This is a genomic window from Variovorax sp. UMC13, assembly GCF_014170375.1.
In the GTDB taxonomy this organism is placed as follows: Bacteria; Pseudomonadota; Gammaproteobacteria; order Burkholderiales; family Burkholderiaceae_C; genus Variovorax.
The window spans coordinates 159535-172869 of the sequence record NZ_LZZW01000012.1 but is presented as its reverse complement, the minus strand read 5'-3'; the positions used below and the strand labels follow the sequence as shown (position 1 = coordinate 172869).

General features: G+C 67.4%; 14 protein-coding genes. 13 read left to right on the top strand and 1 reads right to left on the bottom strand.

From position 1 onward, the window contains the following. Positions 1 to 16 precede the first annotated feature (16 nt). The 12 genes from A9977_RS09325 (at position 17) to A9977_RS09270 (ending at position 11213) form a co-directional block, all read left to right on the top strand. A complete protein-coding gene (locus A9977_RS09325; protein ID WP_016452565.1) occupies positions 17 to 1204 on the top strand; it encodes a lipid-transfer protein in 1188 nt (395 codons plus the stop codon). 11 nt (positions 1205 to 1215) lie between these two features. After that, positions 1216 to 2025, top strand: a complete 810-nt coding sequence (locus tag A9977_RS09320) for an SDR family NAD(P)-dependent oxidoreductase (RefSeq protein WP_016452564.1) — start codon at positions 1216 to 1218, stop codon at positions 2023 to 2025. Positions 2026 to 2095: 70 nt separating this feature from the next. Next, positions 2096 to 3259: an ABC transporter substrate-binding protein gene (locus A9977_RS09315; protein ID WP_259651879.1), complete on the top strand. Its 1164-nt coding sequence runs from the start codon at positions 2096 to 2098 to the stop codon at positions 3257 to 3259. A 60-nt stretch (positions 3260 to 3319) separates the two neighbouring features. Beyond that, a complete protein-coding gene (locus A9977_RS09310; RefSeq protein WP_296728518.1) occupies positions 3320 to 4165 on the top strand; it encodes a branched-chain amino acid ABC transporter permease in 846 nt (281 codons plus the stop codon). Continuing rightward, the gene (locus tag A9977_RS09305) at positions 4162 to 5130 is read left to right on the top strand and encodes a branched-chain amino acid ABC transporter permease (protein ID WP_016452561.1); all 969 of its coding nucleotides are present in this window, start codon (positions 4162 to 4164) and stop codon (positions 5128 to 5130) included. Before A9977_RS09310 ends, A9977_RS09305 begins: the two co-directional genes overlap by 4 nt. Beyond that, entirely contained in the window at positions 5127 to 5879 is a 753-nt protein-coding gene (locus A9977_RS09300) for an ABC transporter ATP-binding protein (RefSeq protein ID WP_016452560.1), read from the top strand. The genes A9977_RS09305 and A9977_RS09300 overlap by 4 nt, the downstream gene beginning before the upstream one ends. Then, on the top strand, positions 5876 to 6583 hold the full coding sequence (locus A9977_RS09295; protein WP_016452559.1) for an ABC transporter ATP-binding protein: 708 nt from the start codon (positions 5876 to 5878) through the stop codon (positions 6581 to 6583). Before A9977_RS09300 ends, A9977_RS09295 begins: the two co-directional genes overlap by 4 nt. 40 nt (positions 6584 to 6623) lie before the next feature. Next, positions 6624 to 7217 carry a carboxymuconolactone decarboxylase family protein gene (locus A9977_RS09290; protein WP_016452558.1) on the top strand — a complete coding sequence of 198 codons (594 nt, stop codon included), beginning with the start codon at positions 6624 to 6626 and terminating at the stop codon, positions 7215 to 7217. A gap of 11 nt (positions 7218 to 7228) precedes the next feature. Further along, positions 7229 to 8833, top strand: a complete 1605-nt coding sequence (locus A9977_RS09285; protein WP_016452557.1) for an AMP-binding protein — start codon at positions 7229 to 7231, stop codon at positions 8831 to 8833. Between the two features lie 16 nt (positions 8834 to 8849). After that, entirely contained in the window at positions 8850 to 9683 is an 834-nt protein-coding gene (locus A9977_RS09280) for an SDR family NAD(P)-dependent oxidoreductase (RefSeq protein ID WP_016452556.1), read from the top strand. A gap of 9 nt (positions 9684 to 9692) precedes the next feature. Beyond that, positions 9693 to 10745, top strand: coding sequence for an MBL fold metallo-hydrolase (locus tag A9977_RS09275; RefSeq protein ID WP_016452555.1), 1053 nt, complete (start codon positions 9693 to 9695; stop codon positions 10743 to 10745). 255 nt (positions 10746 to 11000) lie between these two features. Further along, positions 11001 to 11213: a hypothetical protein gene (locus tag A9977_RS09270; RefSeq protein WP_016452554.1), complete on the top strand. Its 213-nt coding sequence runs from the start codon at positions 11001 to 11003 to the stop codon at positions 11211 to 11213. Between the two features lie 237 nt (positions 11214 to 11450). Here A9977_RS09270 and A9977_RS34595 read toward each other — a convergent pair whose 3' ends face one another. After that, positions 11451 to 12287 (bottom strand): AAA domain-containing protein, encoded by an 837-nt coding sequence (locus A9977_RS34595; protein ID WP_200874531.1) that lies wholly within the window; start codon positions 12285 to 12287, stop codon positions 11451 to 11453. Positions 12288 to 12810: 523 nt separating this feature from the next. Here A9977_RS34595 and A9977_RS09260 point away from each other — a divergent pair. Further along, positions 12811 to 13125, top strand: coding sequence for a DUF736 domain-containing protein (locus A9977_RS09260; RefSeq protein WP_016452552.1), 315 nt, complete (start codon positions 12811 to 12813; stop codon positions 13123 to 13125). The last annotated feature ends 210 nt before the right edge of the window (positions 13126 to 13335 follow it).

The following is a 13335-nucleotide window of genomic DNA, read 5'->3' as shown; positions in this document are numbered from 1 at the left end:
CCCCGGAGGTATCGCAATGCAAGAGCCCGTTCTCGTTGCCGGTGTCGGCATGACCCCTTTCAAGAAACCCGGCGACAACCTGCCGTACCCGGAAATGGCTGCGCAGGCGATCCGCGAGGCGCTGCAGGACGCGGGCCTCACCTACTCCGACGTGCAGGACGTCTATGCGGGCTACGTCTATGGCGACTCGGCCAGCGGCCAGCGCGCGGTCTACGAGGTCGGCATGACCGGGGTGCCGGTGATCAACGTCAACAACAACTGCTCCTCCGGCTCCACGGCCCTGTACATGGCGCGCAAGGCCGTGGCCAACGGCTCGGCGGACTGCGCGCTGGCGGTGGGTTTCGAACAGATGCCCGCCGGCGCCCTGAGGGCGTACTGGGACGACCGGCCCGATCCGCTCGACCACTTCAACGGGGTCATGGACGAGATCTTCGGCCACCCCGAGCTGCCCATGGCGATCCGCTACTTCGGCGCGGCGGGCCGCGAGCACATGGAGCGGTACGGCACCCCGCTGGACACCTTCGCCAGGATCCGCGCCAAGGCCAGCCGCCACGCTGCGCGCAATCCGCTGGCGCTGTTCCGCAAGGAGGTGACGGTGGAGGAGGTGCTGGCCAGCTCGCCCCTGGTGCCCGGCGCCATGACCCGCCTGATGGCCTGCCCGCCGACCTGCGGCGCCGCTGCCGCCGTCTTCGTGAGCAAGAAGTTCGCCCAGAAGATGGGCCTCTCCGCCAACGTGCAGGTGTTGGCGCAGTCGCTGGTGTCCGACCGCCCCGGCGCGTTCGCCGACAAGTCCGCGATTTCCGTTGTGGGCTTCGACATGACGCGCGAGGCCGCCCGCCAGGTCTACGAGGCGGCAGGCGTGGGACCGCAGGACATCGACGTGTGCGAGCTGCACGACTGCTTTGCGCAGAACGAGCTGCTCAGCTACGAGGGCCTGGGTTTCTGCGCCGTCGGCGAGGGCCGGGCCTTCGTCGAGTCGGACAGCAACACCTATGGCGGCGCGGTCGTCGTCAACCCCTCGGGCGGGCTGCTGTCCAAGGGCCATCCGCTGGGCGCGACCGGCTTGGCGCAGTGCTACGAGCTGACCCACCAACTGCGCGGCAGCGCCGAAGCACGCCAAGTGGAGGGTGCACGCCTGGCCTTGCAGCACAACGCGGGCCTGGGCGGCGCCACCGTGGTGACCCTGTACGGGCGCGCGGACTGAGGGACGAGATCATGGTGAAACGCCTGGAAGGCAAGGTGGCCCTGGTCACCGGTTGCGGATCATCGGGGCCCGGCTGGGGCAATGGCAAGGCCATGGCCGTGTTGTTCGCCCGCGAAGGGGCGAAGGTCTATGGCTGCGACATCCACCTGGACGCAGCGCGCGAGACCGAGTCGATCGTGCGGGAAGAGGGCGGGGCCATGAGCGTGGCCCAGTGCGACGTGACCGACCCCGGCGCGGTGGAAGCGCTGGTCCAGGATTGCGTGACCACCTATGGCGACATCGACATCCTGGTGAACAACGTCGGCACCGCCCGCCTGGGTGGGGTCGTCGAGCAGAGCCTGGAGGACTGGCGCCTGGTCTTCGACATCAACCTCACCTCCATGTTCCTGACCTGCAAGCATGCGATCCCCTCCATGCTCCGGAAAGGCCGGGGGAGCATCGTCAACATCGGCTCGGTAGCCGGCGTGCGCGACAGCGGCGTGGCCTACGTGTCCTACAGCGCCTCGAAGGCCGCGGTGCTCGGCTTCTCCCGCAGCGTCGCCCTGGAATACGCCAAGCGGGGCATCCGCTCGAACGTGCTGATGCCGGGCCTGATGAATACGCCCATGGTCCGACAGCCCGTGCTGTCGCTGGCGGACGGGTACCGGGAAGCGTCGCAGGAGGAAATGCTGGCCAAGCGGGACCGGCAGTGCCCCATGGGCCACATGGGAGACGCATGGGACGTGGCCACCACGGCCCTGTGGCTGGCGAGTGACGAATCCAAGTACGTCACGTCCGCCGAAATCATGGTCGATGGCGGTATTTCCGCCCGCATCGGCTGACCTGGAATACATGCAAATCAACGACAGGAGACACATCATGGTTAGCGTTGCGAAATGGTTTAAAAAGGGCATGGTGGTCGCCGCGGCGGCGGCCATGGGGCTGGTGTCCAACGGGCATGCCCAGTCCAAGCCCGAGAAGTTCAAGATCGGCGGCGTGCTGTCGCTCTCCGGTCCCTACGGGCTGCTGGGCGAGGACATGCGCCGGGGCGTGCAGATCGCCGTCGAGGAGCGCGGCGGCAAGGTGATGGGCGTGCCCATCGAAGTCACCTGGGAGGACGACGAAACCAAGCCCCAGCCCGCCGTGCAGAAGGCCACCAAGCTGATCTCCGAGGGCTCGCACATGATCTTCGGTGCGCTCAGCTCCGCCTCCACGCTGGCGGTCATGAACCTGGCCAAGCAGCGCAAGGTGCCCCACCTCGTCACCATCTCGGCGGACGACAAGATCACCGTGCCCGGCGGCTCCCGCTACACCTTCCGTACATCGAACAACCTGGGCATGGAAAACCGCATGGCGCTGGCGTACATGCAGGACAGGAAGCTCAAGAAGATCTACATCGTTACCGCCGACTACCAGGCCACCCGTGACGGCTACGAGTGGATCAAGCAGCAGACCGGCCCCAACGGTATCCAGATCGTGGGTGAGGACTTCCCGCCCCTGGGCAACCGCGACTATTCGTCCATCGTGGACAAGATCGCCAAGTCCGACGCCGACGGCGTGCTGCTGATGCTGACGGGCTCGGACGTGGTTACTTTGCTCAAGCAGGCCGGCCAGGTGAACCTGGGCAAGAGCAAGGTGCTTTTCGGACCCGTGGCCGCCGATGAAACCATGGCGGCGGCCGTGGGGCCGGCCTCGCTGGGCGTCAATTCCGGCCTGCGCTACGACCACACCATCGACACCGCCGCCAACCGCAAGTTCGTCGAGGCCTACCGCAAGAAGTTCGGCATCTTCCCCAGCATGACGGCCGGGGAGGCCTACGACGGCATGGCGTGGTGGCTGGACACGGTGGAAAAGACCGGCTCCTGGGACAAGGAGAAGTGGGTGGACGCCTTCGCCGCCAGCGTCCGCGAGAACTCCGTGGAAGGCAAGAAGACCATGCGTGCCTGCGACCACCAGGCCCTGCAGCCGGGCTTCTGGGGCGAGGTGGTGCAGGGCACCCCGCCAGCCCCCGCGCTGACGATGAAGATCACCAAGGTCTTTCCCGAAGAGAAGCTGTTCGAGGCCTGCAAGAACTGAAGGCCGCAGCGGGAGGCCGCCCCGGCCTTCCGCACTCGGTGAATCGCTATGTCAACTATCGTGATCGGCTTGAGCCTGGGCATGCTGCTGTTTTTGCTGGCGGCGGGCCTGACGCTCATCTTCGGCATGCTGGGTGTGATCAATTTTGCCCACGGTGCCATCTATATGTTGGGCGCCTACGTCTCGTATGAAACGGGGCGGCGCACGGGCTCGTTCCTCATGGGCGTGCTGGCCGCTACGTTCTTCACCGCGCTGGCGGGCGCGGTGATCGAGAAGCTGGCGCTGCGACCGCTCTACGAGCGCCCGCACTTCTACCAGCTGATCCTGACCTTCGGCCTGATCCTGATCCTGAGCGACGTGGTGCGCTTCGTCTGGGGCCCCGGCTACCAGGAGGTGGCGATTCCGCCGCTGTGGAACGGCACCGTGGACATGCTGGGCAGCACGATCCCGATGTACCGGCTGTTCGTGATCGGGTTCGGCGCTCTCGTCTCGGCGGGCCTGTACTTGGTGCTTGAGAAGAGCACTTTCGGCATGCTCGTGCGGGCCGCCAGCAGCGACGCGGAAATGGTGCGCATCCTGGGCCTGCCAGTGGGCGCGATCCGCATGGCGGTCTTCGCCACGGGCTGTGGCCTGTCGGGCCTGGCGGGCGCGATCGCGGCGCCGCTGTTCCCCATCGAGCTGGGTATGGCGACCAACACCATCATCGACTGCTTCATCGTCGTGATCCTGGGTGGGCTGGGGAACATCCGGGGGGCGATCGCGGCGTCCATGCTGATCGGCATGGTGCGTGCCCTGGGCTACGTGTACCTGCCCGGCTGGGTGGACATCATGACCTTCGTGCTGCTGATCGGCACCCTCTTGACGCGCCCGCAGGGCTTGTTCTACCGCGCGGCGAGGACGGCATGAAACTCTCCCTGTTCGACATCTGCTTCGGCCTGCTGCTGGCCGCGGCCGGCATCCTGCTGCCCTTCCTCAACCCGAGTGAAGCGCTGATCCAGCTGGTCACCCTGGCGGCCATCTGGGCGATCTTCGCCATCGGCTTCGACTTCGTGTTCGGCGCTTTGGGCATGGTGTCCTTCGGGCACGCCACCTTCCTCGGGGTGGGCGGCTACGCCGTGGCCCTGGCGACGCAGAAATACGGGCTGCCTTTCTCCGCCGGCGTGGGCCTGGCCATCATCGTGGGGGCTGCGTTCGCCCTGCTGTTCAGCTTCTTCGCGCTGCGGGTGTCCGGCATCTTCTTCGCGCTGGTGACCCTGGCGCTGTCCCAGCTGATCTTCATCCTGGCGGACAGCAAGCTGCGCGGCTTCACTGGCGGGTCGGACGGCATCTCGGGCGTGGAGCGCCCGGGCTTCCTGGGCATCGACTTCTACGACCCCGTCCACTACTACTGGTTCGTGCTGGGCGTGTATGCCCTGGTCATGCTGGCGGTGATCTCGCTGCGCAGTTCGCCGTTCGGCCGCGTGATCGCGGCGATCCGTGGCAACGAGACCCGCGCCGACCAACTGGGCTTCAACGTCAACCGCTACAAGCAGATCACCTTCGTGATCTCGGGCGGCCTGAGCGGCCTGGCGGGGGCGCTGCTGGCCTCGCTGCTGATGTACATGAACCCGCAGATGCTGCACTGGACCACCTCGGGGGACGTGATCATCATGACCCTGCTGGGCGGCTCCGGCTCGCTGTGGGGCGCCACCGTCGGCGTGATCGCCTTCGAGGTGCTCAAGGAATGGCTGAGCAGCTGGACCGAGTACTGGTACGGCGTGCTGGGCCTGGTGTTCATCCTTGCAACCATCTTCTTCCCGCGCGGCATCGTTGGCGAGCTGGAGCAGGGTTTCGCGGCCTACCAGAAGAACCGGCGCGGAGGTGCGCGATGAGCCAGGCAGCACTGCGGTGCGAGGGCGTGACTGTCAGCTACGGCGCCCTGAAGGCGGTCAACGACGTCAGCCATGAATTCCTGGAGGGCTGCATCTACGGCCTGATCGGACCCAACGGCGCGGGCAAGACCACGCTGCTGAACGTGCTGGCCGGGCGGCAGATGCGCCATGCGGGCAAGGTGTACTGCGGCGGCCGGGAGATCAGCCAGCGCCCCGCCTACGAACGGGCCCGCATGGGCATCGGGCGCAGCTTCCAGATCATCAAGATCTTCGGCGAAATGACGGTGGCCGAGAACCTGCTGGTCGCGGCCCAGTCCCGCCGGCCCGGGTTCCAGCCCTTCTGGATGAGCCGCCACTTCGACCGGCAGTTCCGCGAGCAGCTGGATGCCATCCTGGAGCTGACGGGGCTGGCGGCCCACCGCGACGACGTCGCGGGCACGCTGCCCTACGGCCTGCAGCGCTCGCTGGAACTGGGCGTGACCCTGCTGCCCGATCCCAGGATTTTGCTGCTGGACGAACCGCTGGCGGGCATCGGCCACCACGAGATCCAGGCCGCGCTGGCCCTGATCCGCAAGGCCGCGCAGGGGCGCACGGTGCTGCTGATCGAGCACAACATGGATGCGGTGATGTCGCTGTCCCACGAAATCGTGGTCATGAGCAACGGCTCGGTCATCGCCTGCGGCGCCCCCGAGGACATCCGCAGGAACGAAGCGGTGCGGTCGATTTACCTTGGGGAGGACGCGCAGTGATCGAACTCGAAAAAGCCAGCGTCAGGTACGGCCAGGCCCTGGCGCTGGAAGAAATCTCCGTGCGGATCGATTTCCATGAAATCGTCGCCATCGTCGGGCGCAACGGCGCAGGCAAAACCACGCTGCTCAAGGCCCTGGTCGGCCTGATGCCCCTGGTGGCCGGCCGGCGCCTGCTGGGCGAGCAGGACATTTCGGGCCTGGGCGTGGAGGCCATCGCCAAGCTCGGCGTGGCGCTGGTGCCGGACACGCGCCGCATCTTCCCCAACCTGTCGGTGCTGGAGAACCTCAAGATCGGCGCGCTGGCCCACCAGCCGGGGCACTGGACCCTCGACCGGGTGCTGGACGCCTTCCCGCGCCTGCGGGAACGGCTGGACTTCGGCGGCGACCAGCTCTCCGGCGGCGAGCAGCAGATGCTGTCGATCGGGCGCGCCCTGCTGGGCAACCCGCGCATGCTGCTGCTCGACGAACCCACCGAGGGGCTGGCGCCGGTCATCGTGGACCAACTGGTCCGCGTGTTCAGCGAAGTCCATCGCCAGGGCACCGGCATCGTGCTGGTGGAGCAGAACCTCAAGGTGCCCCTGAAGCTGGCCCACCGCCAGTACGTGCTGGACCATGGCCAGGTCGCCTGGTCCGGCACGGCCCAGGAACTGGACGCGCAGCGCGCCCACGTCGAGGGCCTCATCACGACGGGCGCAGCGGCGTGACCGCTCCGTGCCCATGCAAACCCCAATCCAAGGCATGCCCATGAACGCCCGCACCGCCGCGCGCATCGCGCCCCTGCATGAAAGCGACCCCCGCTCGCGCGACCCCGTGCTCGAAGAGCTGGTGGATTTCGTCGGCTACCGCCCGAATGCGCTGCTGACCATGGCGCGCAAACCCGGCGTGGTGCCCGCGCTGCTCAAGCTGTTGAGCGTGACGCTGCGCGGCGACGGGCAGCTCACCCAGGCGCTGCGCTTCCTGATCGCCGCGGAAGCCGCGCGCGGTGCGCGCTGTCGCTATACGACGACGCACCTCGTCCACGCCGCCCACCACCTGGGCGTGGGCTGGGACAAGCTGGCCGCGCTGCCGTCCTACCGGGACGACCCTCGGTACACCGAGCAGGAGCGCAAGGCGCTGGCCATCGCCACCGCAGGCGGCAGCCTGCCGGTGCGCGAACCGGGCCAGGCCATCGACCAGGCCCGGCAGGTCTTCTCCGAGGAGGAAATCGTCGAGATCGTGTCCTGCGTGGCCATGGTCGGCTGGTTCAATCGCTGGAACGGCCTGATGGGCTCGGAGCTGGAGCCCATGCCCTCGGAGGCGCTGGCCCACGTTCCCTGGCTCCAGGATCTCGAAGTCTGAAAGAGAAGGCCATGTACAGCCGCATCCACGAACCCCACGCATGCACGCTGACCGATGCCCTGCGCGAATGGGCCGCCAGCCGCCCCGCAGCGCCCTGGCTGGAGGACAGCCAGGGCATCGCCTTCACCGTGGGGCAGGCGTTCACCAGCAGCCAGCGGTTTGCGAGCTTCCTGCACCACCAACTGGGCGTGCAGCCCGAAGAGCGCGTTGGCGTCTTCATGTCCAACAGCTGCGCCATGGTGGCGACCACGTTCGGCATCGGCTACCTGCGGGCCACGGCGGTGATGCTCAACACCGAGCTGCGTTCCTCCTTCCTCCGCCACCAGTTGAACGATTGCCAACTGGCCACCATCGTGGTGGACTCCGCGCTGGTCGAGCACGTCGCCAGCCTGGCGGATGAGCTGCCCCACCTGCGCACCCTGGTCGTGGTGGGCGACGCGCCCGCCGCCGTGCCCGAACGCTGGCGGCAGGTGGCCTGGATGGACAGCAGCGCCTGCGCGCCGTGGGAAGGCCCCGCGCCCCGGCCCGAGGACATCTTCTGCATCATGTACACCTCCGGCACTACCGGGCCCAGTAAGGGCGTGCTGATGCCGCACTGCCACTGCGCCCTGCTCGGGCTGGGGGCGATACGCAGCCTGGAGATCACCGAGGCCGACAAGTACTACATTTGCCTGCCCCTGTTCCATGCCAACGGTCTGTTCATGCAACTGGGGGCGACGGTGCTGGCGGGCATACCGGCCTTCCTCAAGCAGCGGTTCAGCGCCAGCACTTGGCTGGCCGACATCCGCCGCAGCGGCGCCACGCTGACCAACCACCTGGGCACGACGGCCATGTTCGTCATCAACCAGCCGCCCACGGAGCAGGACCGCGACCACCGCCTGCGCGCCAGCCTGAGCGCGCCCAACCCGGCCCAGCACGAGGCCGTGTTCCGCGAGCGCTTCGGCGTGAAGGACGTGCTGTCTGGGTTCGGCATGACCGAGGTCGGCATTCCCATCTGGGGGCGCATCGGGCACGCTGCGCCGAACGCGGCCGGCTGGGCGCACGAGGACCGTTTCGAGATCTGCATCGCCGACCCCGAGACCGATGTGCCGGTGCTGGCCGGGCAAGTGGGCGAAATCCTGGTGCGGCCCAAGGTGCCCTTCGGCTTCATGGCGGGCTACCTGAACGTCCCGGCGAAAACGGTCGAGGCCTGGCGCAACCTCTGGTTCCACACGGGCGATGCAGGCACGCGGGACGAACAGGGGCTTATCACCTTCGTGGACCGCATCAAGGACTGCATCCGCCGCCGGGGCGAGAACATCTCGGCCACCGAGGTCGAGGTCGTGGTGGGCCAGTTGCCCGGCGTCCATGAAGTGGCGGCCTACGCCGTTCCGGCGCAGGGCGCGGGCGGGGAGGACGAGGTGATGCTCGCCCTGGTGCCCAGCGAGGGAGCGGCGCTGGACATGGCGGACATCGTCCGCCAGGCCAGCGCCCAACTGCCACGCTTCGCCAAGCCGCGCTACCTGCGCCAGATGGACAGCCTGCCCAAGACGGCGACCGGCAAGATCCAGCGCGCCGTCCTGCGCCAGCAAGGCAGCGCCGGCGCCTACGACGCCGAGGCGGCACCCGCCCGGTAAACAGGAGGAGCACACCATGTCGGAAAAACTGCGCGGCAAGGTGGCCGTGGTCACCGGCTCGGGCCGGGGTATTGGCCGGGCGATGGCCCTCAAGCTCGCGGGCGAAGGGGCCCGGCTCGTCCTCAACGACCTCGACGACGAACCCGCCATGGCCGTGCGCGAGGAGATCATCGCGCTGGGCGGCGAGGCGGTGGCCTGCTGCGGCAGCGTGGCCGAAGCCGGTTTCGCCGACCGGCTGATCGGCACGGCCACCGGCGCGTTTGGCGGGCTGGACATCCTCATCAACAACGCGGGCTACACCTGGGACAACGTCATCCAGAAGATGAGCGACGCGCAGTGGGACGCGATGATCGACGTGCACCTGACCGCGCCGTTCCGCATCCTGCGCGCGGCGCAGCCGGTGGTCCGCGCGCTGAGCCGGGCCGACGCCGAGGCCGGCCGCCGTGTGGTGCGCAAGGTGGTCAACGTCTCCTCGGTCTCGGGCGTCTTCGGCAATGCGGGGCAGGTCAACTACTCCGCCGCCAAGGCGGGCATCGTGGGCCTGACCATGGCGCTGGCCAAGGAGTGGGGGCGCCTGAACACCACGGTCAATTGCGTGGCCTACGGCCTCATCCGCACCCGCATGACCGAGGCCACCGCCGATTCCGACGCCGCCATCCAGGTCGAGGGACGCGAGATCAAGGTGGGCGTGAACCCGGACCTGATGGCAGCGATGGAGCGGAACATTCCGCTGGGCCGGGCCGGCACGCCCGAGGAGGCCGCCGGCGCGGCCTACCTGTTCTGCATTCCCGAGTCCGACTACGTGAGCGGCCAGACCCTGCTGTGCACGGGCGGGCTCACTGGCATATAACCTGATGCGATGACGAAGCCAGACACCCCCGCGCTGACCTACCCCTTCGAGCCCCCGGCGTCGCACCACACGGTCGAGGTCGCCCCCGGCGTGCGCTGGATCCGGCTGTCCATGCCGTTCCGGCTCGACCACATCAACGTCTGGGCCATCGACACGCACGATGGCTGGGTGCTGGTGGACACCGGCCTGAACAACCCCACCACCGTGGCCGACTGGCTGGCGCTGATGGGTGAGGGGCCGCTGGCGCGACCGCTGCAGGGCGTGTACACCACGCACATGCACCCCGACCACATCGGGCTGGCAGGCTGGTTCACGCGCCGCGCTGGCGTGCCGCTGCACATGAGCCGCCTGGAATACCTGAGCTGCCGCGTGATGCACGCCGACACGAACCGCGAGGCGCCGCCCGACGGCGTGCTGTTCCACCGCCGCGCGGGCTGGTCGGAGGCAGCCATCGAGGGCTACCGCAGCCGCTTCGGCAGCTTCGGCAAGCACATCCATGCGCTGCCCGAGAGCTTCCGGCGCCTGCAGGATGGCGACCTGCTGCAGTTGGGCGCGCACGCCTGGCGGGTCATCACCACCGGCGGCCATTCGCCGGAGCATGCCTGCCTGTACTGCCCCGGCCTGAAACTGCTGGTTGCGGGCGACCAGGTGCTGCCGCGCATCTCGTCGAACGTGTCGGTGTTCGCCACCGAGCCGCAGGCCAATCCGCTCAAGGAGTGGTTCGAGTCGCTGGACAAGCTGGCGCGGGAAGTGCCCGCCGATGTGCTGGTGCTGCCCTCGCACAATGAACCCTTCTACGGGCTGCACGAACGCCTGGGCTCGCTGCGCGCCGGTCAGGAGCGGGCGCTGGAACGGCTGCGCCAGTCGCTGACGGGCGGGCCGCAGCGCATCGTGGACGTGTTCCCCGCCTTGTTCCACCGTGCCATCGATGAGCAGGACGGGCAGCAACTGAGTCTCGCCACGGGCGAGGCCGTGGCCTGTATGAATTACTTCATCGCGGAAAGCGCCGTAGGGTGCACCGTGGATGGGAGCGGCGTCGCATGGTATGAGCTGAAGTCGTGAGGCCGCACCATCTCCGGCCTCAGCTACCTCATTCATTGAGAGGGCAGTCCACGCTGGTGTTTACGACTTTAGATAGGCAGCGGCCTGGCTGGGCATTGCGAACAGCCGCATGGATGCTGGGTGGGTGTTTACGACTTTAATTGCCCAGAATAGCCACCGTGATGCATGAACCTGCCGAGGCATTGGCCGCCTGACCCATGCCGCAGGCAAGCGCCCGGGCCAAGGCCGGAGCGCTTTGCCGCAGGGAGCCGAACCATGCCCACCATCAACATCACCAGTGGCCCGCGCATGGCGGCGGTCTACGCGCCCGGCACGGTACGCGCCCGCCGCTGGCACGGCGAGGGCGATGTGCGCGGTTACCGTCCGCCCTCGGGCTGGATGGCCCGAGCCGATCTCACCGACATTCATCCCATCACGGGCCGTGCCTTAGCGCGGGCCGTGTGGTGGATCATTGAGACAAAGGAATAACCATCGTCAGCACCGCGCCTAGGTCGTTTCGCCCTAGGCGCGGTGAGCTTCAAAAATCCGGGCGCGGCGGTGGCCGCGCCCGGTGTCGAAGGCATTGCTGCATTGCGCAATGCCTTCGGGCACTGGCCCGTCCAGGGCCAGTGTCAGGAGGTGGCCGGGCGGCACACTCGGTAGTTGCAGGGAAGTCAAGGCTTGCCGCCAGTATGACCTGTGCATGCACGGTCTCAGCCTGCACAATTATTGAGGTTGAGTCATCGCCACGGCTTCATGTTCGGGAAGACGCTGGAGCGGCAAGAGATCCATGACATCACAAAACAGAGCGCGGTTCTGCCAGTCGTTGCGGTCGCCGATCACATAGAAGCGCCGCTTCGCCCGCGTTGCCGCCACGTTCAGCAGGTTGGGCTCCGAGACCGCCCAGTCGCGTGCGCCGGGACCGTCGGTATTTCCGCCCAACACCATGATGACAACCGGCGCTTCCTTTCCCTGCATGGTGTGGATGGTTCCGGAAACCATCGTGTCGCCGAGCAAGCGTTTGAGGTTCTCCAGGACATTCTTGAAGGGCGTGATGACCGAAATGTCGGCTGCATTCACTCCGTCCTCATGAAGCAAGGCCAGCAGCGCCCGCAGGGCTTTTCCTTCAGCCGGCACCCAGTTCCCGTCGGATGTTCCACTGGCGTGAATCCACCCCGTAGGCAGTCGGGCGGGGGTTTCCTTGTCGGCTCGCGGTGCGATGGTGCCGTACACCATCGCACCGTCGTAGGCGATGCGGTTGGCCAGTCCGTGCATCGGCTTGTCGCAGCGCCGGTGCACGGCCAACGGCAACCCCACCCACGTCTTGCTGTCGGCCGGTCCCGCCATGCGGCCCCACGCAGTAGCCTGGTCCGCCAAGGTTTGCGCGGATTGTCGGTTGGGGAGCCAATGTGCATCGACACGGTAGCGCGTGCGCATGTGTTCCAGCACTGCGTCGGACATCCCCGCCGCGCGAGCTTGGCGCCCCTCAAATACCGCCGAACCGGCGATGCCGGATCGACCCGGCCAACGCCCCGCCACGATGGACGAGGCGCTGGCGAACACGCTGGCGCTTACTGCGGCAGGTTGTACGAATGCGTGCCGTCCTCAACGCTGGCGGTTCTCGCCCATCACGTCACGAAGGACGGTTCACGGACATCCCGCCCGGCATCGCCATGGAGCTTCCACGCCACGCCTCAAGACCGGCGCCGCAAGGTGCGGCCGGGGCGTTCTCGCTTGTCGTCGGGTGGTTGACCCGGCCCGCGTCAGTGGGCGAGCCGGTGCAGCCTTCGTGCGGGGATGCCGAGTCGGCCCTGTCTCTTTTCGGTGCGGTTCGGCCCAAGGCGTCCTTGTGTTGTTGTGAATCCTGGCGGGGGCGCGGCTGCGCCTCGGGCTTCATGGCTGCAACCGTCCAGCGAAAACAATTTCCCCGCCGCTGCGCGGCTTCCTCGCGCAGCAAATTCTTTTCGCCTCCCGGCTCTCCACTGCGTTTCGACCGCAAGCGGTGCAGCCCGCCCGTCCCCCGCCGGCCGGATCACAACAAGGACGCGATGGGCGCGAACCTTGTTCCACCAAAAGGAGTTTCATCATGGCCAACATCGGCAGCTTCACCGCAGACAAAGACGGCTACACCGGCACGCTTCGCACCCTGACGCTCAACGTCAAGGTCAAGCTGGTGCCCAACGACAAGGGGGACAACGAGAAGGCCCCGGACTTTCGCCTGCAGGCCGCCAGCCACGATATCGGCGCGGCGTGGAAGAAGACCAGCGAGGCCGGGCGGGAGTACATCTCCGTGACCCTTGACGATCCTTCGTTCCCGGCCACGGTCTATGCCCGCCTGATCGAAGGCGAGGACGGCACGCACGACCTGATCTGGTCGCGCAGCAAGCCCCAGGCGGCGTGACCGCCACAGCGCCCCGCCCACGTGGCGGGGCGCTGTGCTGCCTTCGCGGCACTTCAAGGAGGCAACACCATCGCCAAGGCTGCGCCGTGTCGAGCGGCTTTCGCATGTGTTGAGTTGCCCGCCGCAAGCGGTGGCCGGGCGTGTCGGTGCGTTGCACCGCCGGGCTTTACGGGCTGCGCCCCGTGCCGACTTCGCCGTCACGGCCATCCG

Bases quoted from the DNA above. Each gene is read 5' to 3' on its own strand.
- A9977_RS09325 (WP_016452565.1), top strand. From the start codon at position 17: ATGCAAGAGCCCGTTCTCGTTGCCGGTGTCGGCATGACCCCTTTCAAG.
- A9977_RS09320 (WP_016452564.1), top strand. From the start codon at position 1,216: ATGGTGAAACGCCTGGAAGGCAAGGTGGCCCTGGTCACCGGTTGCGGA.
- A9977_RS09315 (WP_259651879.1), top strand. From the start codon at position 2,096: ATGGTGGTCGCCGCGGCGGCGGCCATGGGGCTGGTGTCCAACGGGCAT.
- A9977_RS09305 (WP_016452561.1), top strand. From the start codon at position 4,162: ATGAAACTCTCCCTGTTCGACATCTGCTTCGGCCTGCTGCTGGCCGCG.
- A9977_RS09300 (WP_016452560.1), top strand. From the start codon at position 5,127: ATGAGCCAGGCAGCACTGCGGTGCGAGGGCGTGACTGTCAGCTACGGC.
- A9977_RS09290 (WP_016452558.1), top strand. From the start codon at position 6,624: ATGAACGCCCGCACCGCCGCGCGCATCGCGCCCCTGCATGAAAGCGAC.
- A9977_RS09285 (WP_016452557.1), top strand. From the start codon at position 7,229: ATGTACAGCCGCATCCACGAACCCCACGCATGCACGCTGACCGATGCC.
- A9977_RS09280 (WP_016452556.1), top strand. From the start codon at position 8,850: ATGTCGGAAAAACTGCGCGGCAAGGTGGCCGTGGTCACCGGCTCGGGC.
- A9977_RS09275 (WP_016452555.1), top strand. From the start codon at position 9,693: ATGACGAAGCCAGACACCCCCGCGCTGACCTACCCCTTCGAGCCCCCG.
- A9977_RS09270 (WP_016452554.1), top strand. From the start codon at position 11,001: ATGCCCACCATCAACATCACCAGTGGCCCGCGCATGGCGGCGGTCTAC.
- A9977_RS09260 (WP_016452552.1), top strand. From the start codon at position 12,811: ATGGCCAACATCGGCAGCTTCACCGCAGACAAAGACGGCTACACCGGC.